This window comes from Winogradskyella eckloniae (assembly GCF_013249045.1).
Taxonomy (GTDB): domain Bacteria; phylum Bacteroidota; class Bacteroidia; order Flavobacteriales; family Flavobacteriaceae; genus Winogradskyella; species Winogradskyella eckloniae.
In genome coordinates, this window is record NZ_JABRWP010000005.1 from 81,268 (window position 1) to 100,225 (window position 18,958).

At 30.9% G+C, this 18,958-nt stretch carries 18 protein-coding genes; 2 read left to right on the plus strand and 16 right to left on the minus strand.

The features are described 5' to 3' along the window. The 5 genes from HNV08_RS09935 to HNV08_RS09955 form a co-directional block, all read right to left on the minus strand. Entirely contained in the window at positions 1-2,913 is a 2,913-nt protein-coding gene (locus HNV08_RS09935; RefSeq protein ID WP_241697208.1) for a sensor histidine kinase, read from the minus strand. A 133-nt stretch (positions 2,914-3,046) separates the two neighbouring features. Further along, on the minus strand, positions 3,047-3,409 hold the full coding sequence (locus tag HNV08_RS09940) for a DUF4870 domain-containing protein (RefSeq protein WP_173281167.1): 363 nt from the start codon (positions 3,407-3,409) through the stop codon (positions 3,047-3,049). 68 nt (positions 3,410-3,477) lie between these two features. Beyond that, positions 3,478-3,777 carry a hypothetical protein gene (locus tag HNV08_RS09945; RefSeq protein WP_173281168.1) on the minus strand — a complete coding sequence of 100 codons (300 nt, stop codon included), beginning with the start codon at positions 3,775-3,777 and terminating at the stop codon, positions 3,478-3,480. Positions 3,778-3,787: 10 nt separating this feature from the next. Next, complete coding sequence (gene cydB / locus HNV08_RS09950) at positions 3,788-4,861, minus strand: cytochrome d ubiquinol oxidase subunit II (RefSeq protein ID WP_173281169.1); 1,074 nt, start codon at positions 4,859-4,861, stop codon at positions 3,788-3,790. Positions 4,862-4,863: 2 nt separating this feature from the next. Further along, complete coding sequence (locus tag HNV08_RS09955) at positions 4,864-6,195, minus strand: cytochrome ubiquinol oxidase subunit I (RefSeq protein WP_173281170.1); 1,332 nt, start codon at positions 6,193-6,195, stop codon at positions 4,864-4,866. A gap of 277 nt (positions 6,196-6,472) precedes the next feature. On the opposite strand from HNV08_RS09955, the gene HNV08_RS09960 reads away from it, so the two are divergent. Then, positions 6,473-7,033 carry a phosphatase domain-containing putative toxin gene (locus HNV08_RS09960; RefSeq protein ID WP_173281171.1) on the plus strand — a complete coding sequence of 187 codons (561 nt, stop codon included), beginning with the start codon at positions 6,473-6,475 and terminating at the stop codon, positions 7,031-7,033. A gap of 54 nt (positions 7,034-7,087) precedes the next feature. Here HNV08_RS09960 and HNV08_RS09965 read toward each other — a convergent pair whose 3' ends face one another. Next, the gene (locus HNV08_RS09965) at positions 7,088-7,258 is read right to left on the minus strand and encodes a hypothetical protein (RefSeq protein WP_173281172.1); all 171 of its coding nucleotides are present in this window, start codon (positions 7,256-7,258) and stop codon (positions 7,088-7,090) included. Between the two features lie 80 nt (positions 7,259-7,338). After that, positions 7,339-7,635, minus strand: a complete 297-nt coding sequence (trxA, locus tag HNV08_RS09970; RefSeq protein ID WP_173281173.1) for a thioredoxin — start codon at positions 7,633-7,635, stop codon at positions 7,339-7,341. 169 nt (positions 7,636-7,804) lie between these two features. Here trxA and HNV08_RS09975 point away from each other — a divergent pair, with 169 nt between their 5' ends. After that, positions 7,805-8,803 carry a metal-dependent hydrolase gene (locus tag HNV08_RS09975; RefSeq protein WP_173281174.1) on the plus strand — a complete coding sequence of 333 codons (999 nt, stop codon included), beginning with the start codon at positions 7,805-7,807 and terminating at the stop codon, positions 8,801-8,803. Here the strand turns inward: HNV08_RS09975 and HNV08_RS09980 are convergent. The 9 genes from HNV08_RS09980 to HNV08_RS10030 all read right to left on the minus strand — a co-directional run bounded on the left by HNV08_RS09980 (position 8,800) and on the right by HNV08_RS10030 (position 18,949). Further along, on the minus strand, positions 8,800-9,756 hold the full coding sequence (locus HNV08_RS09980) for an aldo/keto reductase (RefSeq protein ID WP_173281175.1): 957 nt from the start codon (positions 9,754-9,756) through the stop codon (positions 8,800-8,802). The genes HNV08_RS09975 and HNV08_RS09980 overlap by 4 nt on opposite strands. A gap of 31 nt (positions 9,757-9,787) precedes the next feature. Beyond that, positions 9,788-10,282, minus strand: coding sequence for a peptide-methionine (S)-S-oxide reductase MsrA (gene msrA / locus HNV08_RS09985; protein WP_173281176.1), 495 nt, complete (start codon positions 10,280-10,282; stop codon positions 9,788-9,790). 90 nt (positions 10,283-10,372) lie between these two features. Then, positions 10,373-11,935 (minus strand): protein adenylyltransferase SelO, encoded by a 1,563-nt coding sequence (locus HNV08_RS09990; protein WP_173281440.1) that lies wholly within the window; start codon positions 11,933-11,935, stop codon positions 10,373-10,375. Between the two features lie 20 nt (positions 11,936-11,955). Continuing rightward, positions 11,956-12,417, minus strand: a complete 462-nt coding sequence (gene msrB / locus HNV08_RS09995) for a peptide-methionine (R)-S-oxide reductase MsrB (RefSeq protein WP_173281177.1) — start codon at positions 12,415-12,417, stop codon at positions 11,956-11,958. A gap of 350 nt (positions 12,418-12,767) precedes the next feature. After that, positions 12,768-13,217 (minus strand): DUF7793 family protein, encoded by a 450-nt coding sequence (locus tag HNV08_RS10000; RefSeq protein WP_194241998.1) that lies wholly within the window; start codon positions 13,215-13,217, stop codon positions 12,768-12,770. A gap of 9 nt (positions 13,218-13,226) precedes the next feature. Further along, positions 13,227-13,640 carry a hypothetical protein gene (locus HNV08_RS10005; RefSeq protein WP_173281178.1) on the minus strand — a complete coding sequence of 138 codons (414 nt, stop codon included), beginning with the start codon at positions 13,638-13,640 and terminating at the stop codon, positions 13,227-13,229. A gap of 597 nt (positions 13,641-14,237) precedes the next feature. Further along, on the minus strand, positions 14,238-14,666 hold the full coding sequence (locus HNV08_RS10010) for a hypothetical protein (protein WP_173281179.1): 429 nt from the start codon (positions 14,664-14,666) through the stop codon (positions 14,238-14,240). A gap of 175 nt (positions 14,667-14,841) precedes the next feature. Continuing rightward, a complete protein-coding gene (locus tag HNV08_RS10015; RefSeq protein WP_241697209.1) occupies positions 14,842-18,564 on the minus strand; it encodes a sigma 54-interacting transcriptional regulator in 3,723 nt (1,240 codons plus the stop codon). A 4-nt stretch (positions 18,565-18,568) separates the two neighbouring features. Next, positions 18,569-18,949 (minus strand): response regulator, encoded by a 381-nt coding sequence (locus HNV08_RS10030; protein ID WP_173281180.1) that lies wholly within the window; start codon positions 18,947-18,949, stop codon positions 18,569-18,571. Between the last annotated feature and the right edge of the window lie 9 nt (positions 18,950-18,958).

An 18,958-nucleotide genomic window follows, 5' to 3' on the forward strand; every position in this document is an offset into this window, starting at 1 on the left:
TTATTGAATTGGCATTGTTATAACCACCATAGTACCAGAAGCAATTTGATTTTGATTATATAAATCTTCAATACCGATGGTTATATTACGTTTTAATTTATTTTTATAAAGATGAACACGTTCTTCATTGGCTTTAGTAGCAAAGGGTTTGTGCTGTTGGTTAGGTCGTTTTAATTTTTCAGATTGCGCTCTACCTATGCCATTATCTTCTATTGTAATTTGTAAGATATTGTTTTTAACAATTTTAGCATCAACCGTTAGTTGTCTATCGTTAGATTTGTGTAATAAACCATGTTTTAATGCATTTTCCACATAGGGCTGAATGAACAACGAAGGTACTTTTATTTGTTTTGTTTTTATTTGATGATTTATGTTTATTTTATATTCTAACTCATCTTCAAAACGTACTTTTTCTAATTCTAAATATAGTTTTAAAGCGTTTAACTCTTCTTCTAAAGTAATTTCGTTTTGCTGGCTATAATCTAAATACATGCGTATTAAACGGCTAAACTTTACTAAATATGAGCTGGCTAATTCTTTTTCATTAGACACTATATAATCTTGAATAGAATTTAAAGCGTTAAAAATAAAATGTGGATTCATTTGAGAACGCAAATTTTCTAATCTCAAATTGGTTATTTTTTTATCTATTAAAATTTTATCAATTTCTGCAATACGCTGCTCTTCTTTTTGTTGTAAACGCCAACTAAAATAAAGCCATATTAATCCAAAAATAATAGAAAGTACTAAACCGTAAAACCAATAAGTTTCCCAAAATGGCTTTGCTATAATAAATGTTATTGGCCTAGCAAACACAGGTTGTTTTGCACTTACATTTTGCGCCTTAAGCTCAAAGGTATATGTGTTGCTTGCTAAACTATTAAAATTAACAAAATGTGTATTTAACGGAATGTCATGCCAGCTTGTATCAATTTGTTTTACACGATATTGATATTTAACGTTAGCATTGGATTGAAATCCGTTAGAATTAAATTTTAAACCAATGTTATTTAAATTATAAGGTAATTTGTAATGAGATTTAACCAAGGTGTCTATGTCGTTAATACTAACAGATTCTATTCTAACATCAGTAGTATTATACTCTTTAAATAGTCCTTCTTGTTTTGGAAGAATATAAAAGGCTTTAGGTGAGGTAATTATTATTTTATCTCGAAGAACCAAAAAGTTATTTACAGCAGTATTTAAACCATCTTGCTCACCCAACAACTTTAAAATTTTACTTATTGTATTATAATGAAATAGACCTAAATCTGTAGAAATCCAGAGAATATCACCATCTGATTGAATCTCATTAACTTGAAGTTGATTTGGTAGATTAATTTTAGCTTCTGATATGTTATTATTTTCTAATTTAAGTAATCCGTTGTGTTGTGTTGCTAACCAAATTGTCCTATTGTATTTTGTAATAGAATTTACTAGAAGACTATTTTTCTGGTAACTAATTTCTTCAGAATGAAATGTATTTAAATTATATTTATAAAATCCGTCTACATAAGAAACATATAATTGATTATTGAGAACTACTGACGCCTTTACTCGACTTTCTTTAATTATTTGTTTTTGTGGGTTGTTGAAAGGATTATTATATACAATACCTTGCCTATAATTACCATAAAATAGTTTTTCTTTACCAATTTTTGAAAAAGACTTGGCTACAGCAAACGTATGCTTTACATCTATAATTTTATTAGTTTTTAAACTTACTATATAAGATTCCGAAGAATTAATACTAACTATTAATTGGTCTTCATCAGTATCATAGTACAACTTACCAATAACTTTTTTACCAGGTAGTATTAGGCTTTTAATATGGTTAGATTCATTATAAAACAATAATTTACCATTGTTGGTTCCCAATACAAAATTATTATTCTCTAAAGCAACTGCTGCTGTAACCTTAGCATCAACCGCTTCTATATTTGTACAACGAATATTTAAATTTGGAGAAACAACAACACCATTGTCTAATGTTGTAAACCAATAATTACCATTAAAATCTACTTCAACATCTGTTATAGATTCGGCCTTAAACAATTGTTCTTTAAATTCTAACTTATTATGTTTTAAAGTATATAGAAACGCACCAGAACTTGTTAAGAACCAATAGTTTTCATCAATATTTAAAAGATTGTATATAATTTCATTTTGTAAAGCTATTGGTGTTACTATTTGTTTAGCATGGTTTTTAAATGTATCTACAAGATAAATAACATTGGTATTTGCATTTTTGTGTATAAAAAAAACTGCGTCTTTAAAAGCGAAAAGTTTTGGAGTTTGTATAAAATTTGAGCTTTTAATTTCTAAAATTTTAATAGGTTTATTATTTTCAAATTTGTACAATCTATGTTGCTTAATAAGACCTTCATTATTTATTAAAAATGTATAATTAGATAAACCAGTACTAGCACTGCTAAGACAAATGCCGTCAAACACTTTAGTAACTTTTTTAGTGGATTTATTAATATCATAAACACCTGTTACGGTAAATAATCGGATACTATTTCTTAGTATTTGGTAAGGTGCTAGTTGTCCTTTTGCTAATATATTAGCATCATAAAATAGCTTAAGACAATCGTTTTCTACATAAAATAATTGTCCATAAATATTATTACACCATAGCTTACCTTGCTCATCTAATTTTAGCTGAAATAGAGAATTGGCTTTTTGACTGTTATTAACAAAACGTTTGTAAGTCTGACCATTATAGCGATACAACCCTTTATCTGCTGCTAACCAAATGTAATTTTCATTATCTTCTAGTATATCATAAAATTCTACATCTGGAAGATTTGAAACACTTGCCATGTCTACAGTGACAGGATTTTGATTGACAGCCATTGCTATTTGGCATACAAAACCCAATAAAGCGATATATCTTTTAAAAATCCTCATTTTAAGAATAAACAAACTTAAACTATAATTATAAAAACAAATTTCTATTTTTCCGTAATACCTTAGTTTTTTTCTAAACAAAAAAAAGACTTATCAATTGATAAGTCTTTTTAAGTTCCATTTCTTTTAAATACTAACTAATAAAATTAATAGACAATGGATAGCTAGGTAATGCTCCATTACTAGCTTTTATGGCGTTTACAATTGGCATAACAAAAGCCAAGATTGCAACTAATATTAAAAGTAATATTCCCAATCCTAAAGCAAAAATTAAAGGAATGCTTATTAAAGAATATACAATAAGACTTATTTGAAAGTTTAATATAGATTTTCCGTGCTCATCCATACCTTCAACTTGTTCTTTCTGTGTTACCCAAAGAATTAATGGTGCTATTATTCCTCCAAAACCAGTCGCATAGGTTAGTAATTGAGATAAATGCGTTATGACTAATAATTGATTGTCTGTACGCTTTAACGTGTGATAATTTGATTCCATGATTAATGATTTTACACCTATATGACGTCATTGCATTAAAAATGTTACAGAAATTTTAATCCTAAAGATTAATTTTTATTCAATTTATAGAATATTAGCTTTGTGATTATCAGTCCAAACACACCACCAATTATAGAAAACAAGAAATTAATAAGCATTCTAAAAACACTAAAATCGCCATTATTCATTATAGACCAAGGGTCAAAACCTAAGCGTCCAAATGTTTTAATTAGTAAGATACTTCCAAAAACACCTATTAATGTATTGCCTTTAAAACCAAACGAATATTTCTTAAAAATATAACCAAAAGCATTAGCTGATATAATACCTATTGCAATACTAATTAATGATATGAGAGTTCCTGTCATTTAAATACAATTAATGACCATAATCCATGTTATCAATTTTTCCGCTTGTCAGTCGTTTTTGAATAATCATGTAAACAACGATAAGAATAAACCCAAGAATTCCCCATGTTAAAGCTACAGACAAACCATATTCCGATGCTGACGTGTTGTAAATCGTTAGATGCTCATGTACATCATTAACTGATGGTAATATCACAGGAAATAAAGACGCTAATGTTGACGTTATTCCTCCTAAAATTAATAAGGTTGAACACAAAAACGCATGACTATCTTTCTTTATTTTTTTAATAAAAAACAAACCAACCAAACCTGTTAAATAAACAACAGGAAAAACTAACAAATAAGGTTTGTCTGCAAAATTATCTAACGCGTTAGGATTTACATTCTGCCACACTATTAATGAAAGAACAGTTAGGACAGCTAGAGCAATATTCAATTTAAAAATTACGCCTTTAAGTTTATTATTGATTGATGCGCTGGTTTTTAGTATAACCCAATTTGCACCATGAATAGTTAAGGTGACTACAGAAATGATTCCGATTAACACGGTAAACCAATCAACGACACCAGGATGTTCTGTTAAAGGACTAAAACTACTATCCCATAATGGTAAGAAAAAATAATGCCCTTCGTGCGCAGCAATTCCATTATCTACAATACCTAAATTTACACCTCTTACGATGTTTCCTAAAGCAATTCCAAAGAATAAGGCTAATAATAAACTAGAAACACCAAAGGATTTATCCCAAATATCTTTCCACATTTGGTATTTAAATTGTCCCCTAAATTCTAAACCTATTGCTCTAAAAACAATTAACCAAAGCACAATTATGAGTGGTAAATAAAAGCCACTAAACACAGATGCATAAAATGTAGGGAATGCCATAAAAAGCATGCCTCCTGCTGCAACTAACCACACTTCATTAGAATCCCAAAATAAACCAGCAGATTTAGTAATGACTTCCTTATCCTTTTCTTCTTTTGCAAAGAACAAATGCACAATTCCTGCGCCAAAATCATAACCATCTAAAACAAAAAATATCGCTAAAACAATTGCTATTGCGATGTACCAAAATAGTTCCATAATTAATGTGTTTGATGTTTTGGACCTTCATTTATAGTTTTACCAACTAAGACCAAAAACAAGAGTCCTAGAAGCATATACAGCGCTACAAAACCAAGTAACGTAAATAAAGTATTACCTGAAGAGACTGTTGGCGAAATACCATCGCTAGTTTTTAATAAACCATACACTAAATACGGTTGTCTACCCAATTCTGCCGTGTACCAACCTGTTATATTAGCAATGTATGGAAACGGTACCAGAAACATTATCGTCCAAAGTAAAGGCTTCATGGTAAACAATTTTTTTCGCCATAAAAAGAACAGCGCTACAAACATTACTCCAATAAAAATGGTACCTAAACCTACCATAATATGGTATGAATAGTACAACGCAGGAATGTTATCTGGTAATTCTTCGGCTTCAAATTGGTCCATACCTGCAATTTGCCTATCCCAATCTTGATACGTTAAAAAGCTCAATATGTTTGGAACGGCAATTTTATTATCTAATTTCTTTTCTAACATATTGGGTTGCCCAATAAGGACAATTTCTGCACCTGCGTGTTCGGTTTCAAAAATACCTTCCATCGCGGCAAAAGTTCCTGGTTGATATTTTGCAACATTTTTAGCATTCCAATCGCCTGTTGGAAAAGCTACTAGTAAACTAGAAATTAATCCGAAAACCACACCTGTTTTTAAGAACAACTTTCCATACTCGGTTTGTTTATTTCTTAAAATATAGAATGCACCAATACTAGCGACAACAAAAGCAGACGTTACTACAGAAGCCATTTGATTATGTAAAAAAGCCGGAATTAACCAAGGATTTGTAAATAGTTCTGAAAAATTATCTAACACAAATTTTCCATTTTCTAAAACCTCATGACCTACAGGATGCTGCATCCAAGCATTAGTAGCCAAAATAAACCAACCGCTTGCCCAAGAGCCAATAAACACGAACAGGCCAGTTAAGAAATGTAATTTCTGACCCATCAATTTTTCTCCAAATATAAAGAGTGCCAAAAATGAGGATTCTAAAAAGAAAGAGAACATGCCTTCCATGGCTAAAGTCTGACCGATAATGCCACCTGTTAACTCAGAAAACTTTGCCCAATTGGTACCAAACTGAAATTCCATAGGAATACCTGTTACTACTCCCATTGTAAAGTTAACAGCAAAAATCTTCATAAAGAACTTCGCTGCATTGTTGTATTTTTCAATTTTGTTTCTAAGATATTTCCATTTGAAATAGACTATCATTAAAGACAATCCCATGGTTAGTTGCGGAAAAATGTAGTGAAATGTGATAGTAAAAGCAAACTGCAATCTATCGTAGAATAGCATGTCTTCCATATATCTAATTTTGGATATTACAAAGTTATGGATTTTACAAAGGTTTCTATGTCACATTAGTTACAAATTTTAGTGTAATTACGTTAAAATCAATTGATTTATTACGCAACAAATGTGATAATATTCTTCCCAGTAAATTTACAATAAGCAACTATACTATTTGAGCTTTTTCTTTACATTAATAAGATTACTAAAATTACAATAGCCATTTCATTATTACGTTCAATAACAAAGAAGAAATATTAGTCCTTTTATAAATACCCTTAAAAAAATAAAGATGCATAAACTTATATATTTCAGTATGTTATTTGTCACATTGGGTTATGCTCAATGCGGTGATAACGAAAAACATGGAGATTGTTACAAAGAAATTGATTCTAACTTCTTTGACAATTTATATCAAATTAATGATTCTATTTACCGTTCTGAACAACCAAATAAACAAGGTTTTAAAGAATTGGAATCTTCTGGAGTGAAAACCATAGTCAACTTAAGACGTTTACGTAATGATAATAAAAAAGCTGTTAATACTGACTTGCAATTAGAGCATATTCCTTTAGCCACCAAATATGTTACAGAAGATGATATCATTGAGGTTTTACAAGTTATGAATAGTGCAGAAAAACCGCTTCTAGTGCATTGTTGGCATGGTTCTGACAGAACAGGTGTAATAATTGCTTCTTACAGAATAATTTTTGAAAATTGGACAAAGGAAGATGCCATTAACGAATTTAAAATTAGAGAATTTGGTTACCACAAAAAGAAATATCCAAACCTTATTAGCTTATTAGAAAATCTTGATATTGAAAACATTAAGAAAGAATTAAAATTAGACTAAAAAAAAGGATAGCTAATCAAAACTACCCTCTTTTAAATATATAATTAATCCAATTTAGTTCTTTTTGTTTTCTTCTTCTAGCAAATCATTAGATACATCTTTTGGCCTTCCTTTAGACATAAAATTAATTAGTATACCAACTAAGGTTATACATACTACAGCGAAGATTGCAATCATTACAACGCCACTTGTCCAGCTATATAAAGCAATTGAAGATTTAATCATGAGATTGTTATTATTTCTTGATGTAAAATTAAGAACTTACTTCATCTAGAAATATGACATTTATCATGTATTAAAAAAACTTAATTAGAATTTGATATTACTTTAATTATTTCATCTTTCTGTAAAACGCCAGACTGTCTCCAAACTTGCTTGCCGTTTTTAAAAAGTAACATGGTTGGCACACCTCTTACTTGGTATTTTGTTGCTAAAGATTGATTTTTATCTACATCTATTTTAATGATAGCAACATCATCGCCTAACTCGTCTTTTACCTGTTTTAAAATAGGACTCAACATTTTACATGGTCCGCACCAATCGGCAAAAAAATCCACTAAAACGGGTTGGTCTTTATTTATTATTTCTGAAAATTTACTCATACCTGATATTATTTATTTATCAAATGAAATACGCCATATACCTCTTACTTCATTTTCGCAAAAATCATCTGCTTGGTGTTAGTCGTAATAACGTAATAAACCTTTACACTATTACTCAATTTTCCTTTGGCTTAATTCTATTAGAGAAACCGTATTTTTACACCCAATTATGGATTCACTCACACAAATTGTTTTAGGTGCAGCCGTTGGCGAAGCTGTTTTAGGAAAAAAAGTTGGTAACAAAGCCCTTTTGTATGGTGCTATTGCTGGTACAATTCCAGATTTAGATGTGTTGGCTTCGCACTTTACAGATACGGTTTCTGCATTAGCTATGCATCGTGGCTTTACGCATTCTGTACTATTTTCAGTGCTCTTTGGGCCTATTTTTGGTTGGTTGGTTTCTAAATATGAGAAATACAAAGATTTTAAAGGTTGGGCTTGGTTATTTTTCTGGGCATTTATAACGCATCCTATGTTAGATGCACATACCACTTGGGGAACACAATTCTTTTGGCCTTTAGATTTGAGATTAGCTTTTAAAACCATTTTTGTAGTAGACCCAATATATACCTTACCGTTTTTAATTTGTGTTATTTTAGTGCTGTTTCAAAAGCGAACGTCTAAAAAAAGACGGGTTTACAATACTATAGGTCTTACATTAAGTACAACTTATTTAGCACTTACATTTCTGCTTAAAAGTTTAGCGTTTGCCAAATTTGAAGACGCTTTAAAACTTCAAAATATAGCCTACCAACAATTAGACACCAGACCTTCTGCATTAAATACAGTACTTTGGAATGCTAACGTAGACACTAAAGACCATTATCTCATTACCGATTATTCCTTTTTTGATACACAAGCCATTTCATTTCAAACGTATCCTAAAAATCATCATTTATTAGGCAATCTTATTGAAAACGAGAAAGTAAAACGAATGATTGCCATCTCTGAAGGTTGGTACACCATTAATCAAATAGACGATAAATTATACTACAACGATTTACGTTTTGGTTTGATGAATTTAAAACCCAATTCTCAAGATTTTGTGTTTAAATATTTAATAGACGTAGATGCTTCAGGCCACGTTAATTTTATTGAACAAGAGAAAAACCAAACCGACGGAAAAGCATTATTATTGCGTTTATGGCAACGTATTAAAGGTAATTAATGCCATTTTAATTGTTTTCGTTCTTGCCAATATTTGTCACTAGAAATTCCAAAAGCACTTAATTGTTCGGTTTCAGAATTGGTTAAAGCTATTGACTCTGCTCGTATATTAGCTTCTAAATGAGCTTTAGAATTGGCACCACTTAAAACAATAGCTTTCGGAAAAATAGACCTGCAATATGCCAATGCAATCGCGTCTTCTCCTACTTTATATTTTTGGGCTAAAATACCCATAAACGTATACAGGTTTTTATAATCAAAATAATTTGAATTCGGAATTAATCGTCCATTAGCCAAGGCTTCCTTTATGATAAACGGCCCAGACAATTTTTGTAATTCGTTTTTATATTGTGCTAAACTTTGGTCTAAAATATTGAATGTACTTTGATACGATTGAAACAAGGTTTCATTCTCAACTTCAATAGATAACGCTTCCTCTAAAATCTCAGTTTGGTTATTGCCAGTTGTAGACAAACCAATGGTAATATTGTGCATTTTCTTTAATTCGTGCAAGCGTTTTAGTACCTCTAAATTATCTAAAACACCAGTGTCTAATGTTGCAGAATGTATTTGATACAATCCTAAATTGGGTAACAATAATTGAGATTGTTCCCACTGTTCATTTAGTTTTTTAAGGGAATGCTCTTTTACTTCATGTATTGTGGCATCTGGCTGAAAATTGGCCACATACGTATAACCCCATTTTGTAGAGACTTTGATGTTTGGGTCGTTTTTTTGTTTTAACCAACCGACCAGTAATTCTTCTGCTAAACCATAACCAGGCGATGTATCAAAAAATCGAACACCGTTGTTGTAAGCCTCATCTAAAACTTTTAATCCATCAGTTTTAAATGCTGATAAGTTAAAGGGTTTCTCATCAGCATTTTCCTTAATATTAATGTAAACTGGTCTGCCAATTGCAGCTGTTCCTAGACCTAAATATTTTAGTTTCAATACGTCTTAAAAGTTTTAAAATAAGTTGGTATTAGATATAAGACTCTTCAAATCTTAGAAAATGACATGTGTAGCCATTTGGATTTTTTACTAAATAATCTTGATGATACTCTTCTGCCTTCCAAAATGGTGCAAAAGGTTCTAAGGTTGTAACCACTTTAGAATCCCATTTACCAGAAGCATCAACAATTGCTATCATTTCTTCTGCAATTTGCTTTTCTTCTTCATTCTGATAAAAAATAGCAGAACGGTAACTAGACCCTTTATCATTGCCTTGTTGGTCTACTGTTGTAGGATTGTGCATTCTAAAAAAGTAGTCTAAAATTGCTTTAAACGAGGTTACATTTGGGTCGTAAGTTAATTCTAATCCTTCAGCATGGCCTGGATGATACTTATAAGTTGGGTTCTCATTTTCGCCACCTTGGTAACCAACTTCTGTATCTATAATTCCGGGACGTGTTCTAAACAAATCTTCCATTCCCCAAAAACAACCGCCTGCTATATATGCTTTTTTATATTCTGACATTTTTCTCTTTATTTTTTATTTAAAATAACACTAATCTTAGTCTCTATCTTTATAATAAATTACACTGATTTAGTAAAAATTTTTCTGTTTCTAAGAACTACAAGATAACATAGAACACCCTACTTTATCTCTTGCCCATTCTGGTCGTTTTACAAACCATTTTTCTGAATTTGGTTGCTCATCGTATGGTTTTTTTAATAGATTGAATAATTCATCTATTAAATCATAATCGCCTTTATCTGCATCATCTATAGCCAATTGCGCCATATAATTACGAAGCACATATTTAGGATTTACCTTATTCATTTTAGATTTTCTTTCAGCATCTGATAAGGTTTCAAGCGCTAAACGTTCTTCATAAGTTTTAAACCAAGTAGACCATTGTTGTTTAATTTCGTCTGAAATCTCTTCTGGTTTATAAAAGGCATATTCAATTGAAGCGTACCAATTTTCTGTATTTTCCTTTTCTAAATTTGCTAAGTTTCTGAAGAAGATAGTCATATCAGTTTCCGAGAGTTGTAATACGTTTTCTAAGGCTTCAATGAGTTGAATATCATTTCGGTCTTCCACTTTTAAGCCTAATTTAGAGCGCATCATATGTTGAAGCTCTAGTTGTACTTCAATTTGGTAATTATTAAGAATTTCTTCTAAAGGTTCTACCTCTTCTACCAATGGATACAGTGCGTTGGCCAGTTGAATTAAATTCCAAAGTACAATATGTGGTTGTGTACCAAAACGATACCTTTTGTGTGTATTATCAGTTGTATTTGGCGTCCAACCTTGGTCGTAACCTTCTAACCAACCATAGGGTCCGTAATCTATGGTTAATCCAAGAATAGACATATTATCCGTATTCATTACACCATGCACAAAACCAACGCGTTGCCAATGTACCACCATATCTAAACTGCGTTTTGTCACTGCTTTTAGAAAAGCGATATAGGTTTCTTTAGACGGTTCGCCTAATTCAGAGTAATGATTTCTAATAGTATAATCTACCAATGTTTTTAGCGTTTTTGCATCGCCTTTTGACGCAAAAATTTCGTAACTACCAAACCTTAAAAACGATTCTGCTACTCTACTTACAATGGCACCTTTTTCGTAAGCTGCATTACCATTATACATAACATCTCGTAGCACCTCATCTCCAGATAAACTTAAGGATAATGCTCTTGTAGTTGGCACACCTAAATGAAACATGGCTTCACTACAAAGGTATTCTCTAATGGAAGACCTTAAAACTGCCAAACCATCTGCTGAGCGCGAATATGGTGTTTCGCCAACACCTTTTAACTGCAAAGCCCAATGTTTATTATTGTGCTCTACTTCCGTTAAATTTATAGCGCGACCATCGCCAAGTTGTCCTGCCCAATTACCAAATTGATGACCTGCATAACACATGGCATACGGTTTTGTATTGGGAATGACCTCAGCACCTGTAACTACGTTTAAAAATTCTTGTGTTGTACTATCAGCTTCCGTAAGCCCTAAATTCTCTAACATCTCTGGCGACACATGAATTAAAGACGGCTTACTAGGAATTTTTGGTATAACATAAGAAAAGCACGCTTCCTTTACCTGTCTTCTAGAATTCTCTAAAATTTTATCTGCAGGAAGCTCTTTATTAAACCTATTTTTTATGTTGAATTGAATTGCCATAGTATAAGTAAACCTTATTCTGAAACTTGTTCTTCTGTTTGAAGCACCATAGATTCTGAATTGATGCAATAACGTAATCCACTTGGTTCTGGTCCATCTGGAAACACATGACCTTGGTGTGCATCGCAAGTATTACATTGCACTTCTACTCTAACCATACCAAAGGCTGTATCTTTTATATATTTTATAGCGTTTTCTTTTATAGGTTGCGAGAAACTTGGCCAACCAGTACCTGAATTAAATTTAATTGTAGAGTCAAACAATGGTGTATTACAACAAACACAATTGTATTTACCAGCTTCATAAGTTGTACATAATCCACCAGAATGTGGTGCTTCTGTACCTGCTTTTCTGGTAATTCTAAATTGTTCTGATGTTAAAATTGCTTTCCATTCTTCTTCTGTTTTTTCAACTCTTCGGTCTGGTTTTGGGTTTCCATTTACCGAAAAACTGATAATATCTTTCCACGTTAACATAGCTCTATTTTTTATCGTTTAGACGTTATTTTATTAAATTAATTACATCTACGTACAAAGGTATTAAACTCCTACTTATTATTTCTTTTTTATCGATATTGTATGTTAATGCATAAAAAAAGAGAGCCATATAGACTCTCTTTCCTTGATAATATTGAACGTGTACTAACGTCTTTTCTCAAATATTTTCTTAATAATTCACTTATTGCTTTCTATTACATTAAAAATTATAATTCTTATTTACAGTCTAAGAAAAAAGTCTAATGTTCAAAACACTGACATTGGAAGGATTGTGAATAGGGTTCCAATGAAATAAGTGATTGCTATTTTATTCCGAATATATCCTTAAATTAATAATATAAAGACGTCTGTTTACATGTTTCAATATGTTTTTTGTAATATGTTTGTTTTGCATTTAAGCAATAATCCTTAGCTAATGTGTAATCTTTAAATAACCCAATTGGCGTAACATCATTATACATTTTCCTATAAAATCCTATTAGTAATCTGCTGGCTGCCGAATTTATTACGTAAGACTCGGTTATTTTTAATTTTTCTAACTCTTGATTCTTAGCAATTAATTTAGCTATAGATATTGTATAAGTGCCACGTGTTTCTTTTAAATCAATTAAAAACGGCATTGGTTTTTCGTTACATAAGTTAGCGATAGCTTCTATATAAGATTCAATAACTTTTTGTTCTAATTTTAAATTAGGGACAGAATTATTAAACTCACAATAGAGTATTTCTGTATGATCTGTCCAAAAAACAGCATTATTAAATCCTATTACTTTACTCATAACTTTGTATTAACTTACGTTATAAAAAAACTGATAATCTTTATGACAGTATCTTAACGCCAAATTACTATCGGTATAAATTCTATTAGGCACAACCCTTTTATTTGTAATATTGTTAAGCGCAAGTATCACATTTAAACTTGTTGTACGTACTAAAAACACTCTAGAAATAACTAAAGTATTTATGGGTACACTCTTAGAAATAAGCATAAATATCTCAACAGCATGAGTACCTCTGAGTTGTTTCATATCTATTAGAAACGGCATGTATTTTTTATCATATAAAAATGTAATAGCATTAAATAATGCCTTTTCCGTTCTAATTCTGTTATAACTTTTAAAAAAATCTGGGTTAATTTTACAATGAATTACATCTTGATCTACCCAAAGTTTAATTCCTTCATATTGAATTATGTTACTCATATAGTCTAATTTTGAAAATAATAAACCAATTGATGTGCCAAAAACAAATAACTCTTAAAACAAAATGTCTAAATAATTGATTTTCAGTTAATTGCATTTTGTCGGATTTTTTGACCAAAGAACTTAACACACGGAATACCGTGACTAATAATTTCAATTTTAGCCAAACAACGGCATACCGTTAATTATTTTGACTATAATTATATGTTTATCAACACATTACACCAAATAAGTTTTATAGGTTATATCTGCGTTTTGAGCCTTATTTTTGAAGATTATCATTAAAAATGAAATAAATTGAGAAGAAATTGAAGTACAACAACGGCAATTGATCCTTTTACCGATAGCCACATCTATCGCTGTATTGACAATAAAAATTTGAATGGATTAGCATTTTATGATTTTTAAACTTTTATCGTATAGGTGCTTATATATCTTAAACGTTCTAATTATAACCGCACTATTTTGTACTATTTCTCCAACTACTTTTAAATTTAAATGAAATTTAGTCTGAAAAACTATTTTGTTGGTTGCGTATGCCAAACCAATACAAGTCTAGAGGGATTACTATACCTGAAGGTGTTTAATTAATTGCTATTATGAAAATTTATGTCTACTTACTGCATTAAAACTTAAATAATCTTCCTTACAAAATTTCATTGCTGCCTTATAGTTTTTAAAAATCTTATTAGGCACCACTTGTTTTACCAAGAGATTGTTTAACATTAAAATAAATTTAAAACGATATGAATTGACAACAAAAATTCTAGAAAGCACCATTTGTTTAATCCTTGAATTAGTGGAAATAATATTAAAAAGCCTTAAAGCACAAGGTCGTTCTAGTTCTACGACATCAATAAGTAAGGGTAAATATGAACCTTCTGATAATAGCGGTATAACATCGCTAAAACATGCAATCATTTTTCTACTTGTATATTTTGAAAAGAAATCAGAATTTGGTTTACAATGAATTACATCTTGATCTACCCAAAAACTTACACCATCTAATTGAAGTACGTTTCTCATATTTAAATATTTAAGATACAGTATTCAATTGCTGTGCCAACTTAAATACAATCAATGCAAAACATTAATTATCAGCGCATTATAAAAGCAACCCAACATTAACAAACACACTTAATTCACGGAATACCGTGAACAAAAATCATAAATACCTAAGATATAACGAATTACCACCTTATTAAATTAACTTTTTCACGCCGAGTTTTGTCATCCTGTCTCGTAGTGTACTCGGCTTTAAGCCTAACAACTCTGCAGCACCATCAGAACCAGAAATTTTCCAATTACATTGCTCTAATACCTGAAGAATATGATTACGTTGAACCGCGTCTAATGATAAATCTTTACTATTAATAGACTTCGTCTTTTGACTTGTAGATTCGAACCCAGGAATTATTAACGTGTTTTCTGAAGATAAAATTGAGGCGCGTTCTATTAAATTTTCTAATTCTCTAATATTTCCAGGCCAATCATAAGCAATGAGTTTAGTCATCGCTTCATCGCTAATAAACTCAATATGTTTACCATATGCCTTGTTAAACTTATCTACAAAATGTTCTACTAACAAAGGAATATCATCTTTTCGTTCTCGTAATGGTGGAACATTAATAGGAAATACATTTAACCTAAAATATAAATCTTCTCTGAACTGTTTTTTTCTAATTTCTTCAATAAGATTTCTATTGGTCGCAGCAATAACTCTTACATTTAATTTTTTGACGTGAGCTCCACCTACGACTTCAATTTCGCCTTCTTGTAAAAATCTTAGAATTTTTGGTTGCATATCTAACGGCAACTCTCCTATTTCGTCTAAAAACAAGGTGCCGTTATTTGCTAATTCGAACTTACCAATTTTATCGCTGAATGCACCTGTAAAAGAGCCTTTCTTATGTCCAAACAATTCACTTTCTATAAGCTCTCTTGGTATGGCAGAACAATTTACTTTTATTAATGGATCATTATTGCGATGCCCAATATTATGAATTGCTCTTGCCAACAATTCTTTTCCTGTTCCAGATTCGCCTAACAGTAAAACAGTAGCATCAGTTGGTGCCACTTGTTCAATTTCTGTTAAAACATTTGCAAATTTAGCACTTCCATAAACCATGTCTTCATAATTAAACACAAGATCTAACTCATTTCTCAGGTATACATTTTCTTGTTCTAATTTTTCTCGTAATTCATTCAATTCTTTATTTGCAATTGATAATTCATCATTAGCTAAGACTAATTTTTTCTCAGCAAGCTTGCGTTCAGAACTTTCTACTAATAACGAAATAATACTAGCTATGGAAGAAGCAAATTCTAACTCTTCCGCTGTCCAGTACCTTAACTCATTATTTTCACTAATGTGTTCAAAACAAACAATTCCATAATGCCCTTTGGTACTATTAATAAAGACATCCATTAAAGACGTTATATTATTAGGTTTTAAATACTGATCCGTAAATCGTTTTGTTACTGCATTATTTTGGGCGTCATTTATTAAAATGGTTTGATTTGTCTTTAAGGCTTCAAAGTAACTAGGATTATCAGCATAGGTGATACAATTACTACTGTTTTTACTCGCATCATTTAATACACTTAAATTTTCGCAATTAATTGCACTCCTATCTTCATTAAAACTCCAAATGCTTACCCTTTCTACATTTAAAGTTTTCGAAGCTAAGCTTGTTATTTTTTTAAACGAGGTAACTAAATCTTTACCAACTAACCTCGTTAATTCTAAAATCACATGTTTTTTTTCAGTAGATTTTTTTTCTTTTTCTATTAAAATTTGTTTTGCTTTTTCTACTTCAGAAATATCTTGCATGGTAGCAAATATCGCAATGACTTCATCATTATTATTTTTAATGGTACCTGTATAAAAAGAAGCTTTTATTATTTTGCCGCACTTCTTAACAATATCGTATTGAACCACTTTTGCTTTTTCTTCAGCAACTTCTTTATACCTATTTAATACACTGGCATGATCTTCTTTTTTCCAAAACGGATAAGGATGTTGAAGACTTAATAGTTCTTCCTTGGAGTAACCTGTTATTTTACTTATTGAATCGTTTACTAAAATGAGCTTAGTATCTAAGCTTGCTATGAGTAAACCTTCTTGCATTGACATTATTAGTTTATCATTAAACTCTTTTGATAATTTTAGTTCTATTTCTGCTTTTCTTCGTTCTGTAATATCCTGAACCGTTGCAAAATTTGCGACTTTGACACCGTTTTCATCATTAATTCTAGACACTATAAGCTGAACAGGAAATCGCTCTCCATTTTTTCTCACATAAGTATTAACGTAACTTGTTTCATTTTTATCCTCTACTAACTGTTGATAGCGCTTGTTATTGGCATCTACCAATGCTGGGTCAGAAAATGGATAAGGTCGTTTAACACCTAAAAGTTCTTGCTCAGAATAACCCACCATTCTACAAAATGCAGGATTTACACTTATGATTTCGGACTCTGAATTAATAACATACAAACCTTCTTGCATGCCTTCTAAAAGACCTGAAGAAAATTCTTTCTCCTTTTTTATCGCTTTTAATATTTTTTGCCGTTCTGTAATATCCCTAATGATACTTACAACGGTTCCATCGCGTTGCATTTTAGCAGACACCTCACCCTCAATTATTTTACCATTTTTACAACGAAATTGTCTTTGGAGTACTACAGATTTACCATTTAGTACGTCTTGATATAGGGCTTCATCTCTGATAATAGAATCTACTAAAAAGTCTTGCAATTTTAACTTTGAAAATTCAGTTTTGGAATAACCTAACATCACGTAAGTTACCTTATTAAAACCGTATATGTTACCATCAAAATCATACGTTATTATAGCATCTATCGCTTGCTCAACCAAAGATTTATAGGATTCATCCTTTTTCTTAATTTCCTCGGTAATTCTATTTTTTTCAATAGCTATTACAGCCAAACTTACTGCAAAATCTAGATCCTTAATTTCCTCCGAGGTTGGCGAATTAATAGCGTTACTGTATATAGCGAATGTGCCAAGTGTTATATTATCTTTTGAAAGTACAGGGACACACCAGCACGACTTTAAATTATGCTTTAAGGCTAATTCTCTATCGAGTTCCCATAATTGATCTGTTGCAATATCAGCAACTACAACCTTTTTTTTAGAATAAACAGCAGTGCCACATGAGCCTCTATTTTCTTGTACCTCAATTGTAGTAATCGCTTCTACATAAGTCTGTGGCAATGAAGGTGCAGCACACATTTCTAAATGAGTTCCTTCTTTATTTAATAAACTAATTGATCCATAATAGCCACGATTTTCAGATTGATAGTTTAATATTAATTGTTCTAAAATTTTATTGAGAGGTGTATTAGACGCAAATAAATCTAATATCTCATTTTTATGAATTAATGATTTTTCAATTTTTTTTCTCTCTAATATTTCTTTTTCTAGCTCTAGATTTTTTTGTTCGAGCTTGCTAATTAATCGTTTACTATAAAACCTTAATACTTCCTTTTCTGAAAAACCTTCGCTTTTAATGTTTTTAGGCTCAACAATTTCTTGTTTTAGTACATTTTGTATAACCGGAACTATCTTATCATAATCTGTTGGCTTACGTAAAAATTTTACAGCTCCTAATTTTAAAGCTAATTCTTCATCTAATTTTTCTGTATATGTAGAGGTATAAAATATAAAGGGAATGTTTGAATAGGCTTCCTCTTTTTTACAGGCTTGACAAAACATATAGCCATCCATTACAGGCATTAATATATCAGAAACAATGACGTCTACTTTGTTTTTAGATAATTGATCTAATCCTTCTTTACCGTCATAAGCTTCTAATACTTTAAAACCTGATTTTTCTAATATTACTCTAAGTAAATAGAGGTTCTCATATATATCATCTACAATTAATACAGTACTCATTCCTCTAGTATTTTAGTTTTTTAGCATAAATAGTTTCCATTTCGGTTACAAATGTATCTGTGTTTATTGGTTTTTCTATATAACCGTCTGCTCCTGCATTAATTGCTTTTTCTCTATCTCCTGCCATTGCATACGATGTTACCGCAATTATCGTCGTTTGTTTGGGTAAGTCGCTAATTCTTAACCTTAAACAAATTTCATATCCATCCATATCTGGTAGTTGTATATCTACTAAAATAATTTTTGGATTATTTTTAAGCGCCAAATCAATCCCGTCGTTTCCGTTGAAAGCTTTTAGAACATTGTAGTTACTACCTTCTAAAAGGTAGGATAACATGTACATATTTTGTTCATTATCTTCAATAATTAAAATAGTTGACTTCATTTGCTTTTG

Excerpts from the sequence above, each read along its gene's own strand:
- HNV08_RS10030 (WP_173281180.1), bottom strand. The coding sequence starts at position 18,949 with ATGAAGTCAACTATTTTAATTATTGAAGATAATGAACAAAATATGTAC.
- HNV08_RS09965 (WP_173281172.1), bottom strand. The coding sequence starts at position 7,258 with ATGATTAAATCTTCAATTGCTTTATATAGCTGGACAAGTGGCGTTGTA.
- HNV08_RS10010 (WP_173281179.1), bottom strand. The coding sequence starts at position 14,666 with ATGAGAAACGTACTTCAATTAGATGGTGTAAGTTTTTGGGTAGATCAA.
- HNV08_RS09960 (WP_173281171.1), top strand. The coding sequence starts at position 6,473 with ATGCATAAACTTATATATTTCAGTATGTTATTTGTCACATTGGGTTAT.
- trxA (WP_173281173.1), bottom strand. The coding sequence starts at position 7,635 with ATGAGTAAATTTTCAGAAATAATAAATAAAGACCAACCCGTTTTAGTG.
- HNV08_RS10000 (WP_194241998.1), bottom strand. The coding sequence starts at position 13,217 with ATGAGTAAAGTAATAGGATTTAATAATGCTGTTTTTTGGACAGATCAT.
- msrA (WP_173281176.1), bottom strand. The coding sequence starts at position 10,282 with ATGTCAGAATATAAAAAAGCATATATAGCAGGCGGTTGTTTTTGGGGA.
- msrB (WP_173281177.1), bottom strand. The coding sequence starts at position 12,417 with ATGTTAACGTGGAAAGATATTATCAGTTTTTCGGTAAATGGAAACCCA.
- HNV08_RS09945 (WP_173281168.1), bottom strand. The coding sequence starts at position 3,777 with ATGACAGGAACTCTCATATCATTAATTAGTATTGCAATAGGTATTATA.
- HNV08_RS09955 (WP_173281170.1), bottom strand. The coding sequence starts at position 6,195 with ATGGAAGACATGCTATTCTACGATAGATTGCAGTTTGCTTTTACTATC.
- HNV08_RS09940 (WP_173281167.1), bottom strand. The coding sequence starts at position 3,409 with ATGGAATCAAATTATCACACGTTAAAGCGTACAGACAATCAATTATTA.
- HNV08_RS10005 (WP_173281178.1), bottom strand. The coding sequence starts at position 13,640 with ATGAGTAACATAATTCAATATGAAGGAATTAAACTTTGGGTAGATCAA.
- HNV08_RS09935 (WP_241697208.1), bottom strand. The coding sequence starts at position 2,913 with ATGAGGATTTTTAAAAGATATATCGCTTTATTGGGTTTTGTATGCCAA.
- HNV08_RS09975 (WP_173281174.1), top strand. The coding sequence starts at position 7,805 with ATGGATTCACTCACACAAATTGTTTTAGGTGCAGCCGTTGGCGAAGCT.
- HNV08_RS10015 (WP_241697209.1), bottom strand. The coding sequence starts at position 18,564 with ATGAGTACTGTATTAATTGTAGATGATATATATGAGAACCTCTATTTA.
- cydB (WP_173281169.1), bottom strand. The coding sequence starts at position 4,861 with ATGGAACTATTTTGGTACATCGCAATAGCAATTGTTTTAGCGATATTT.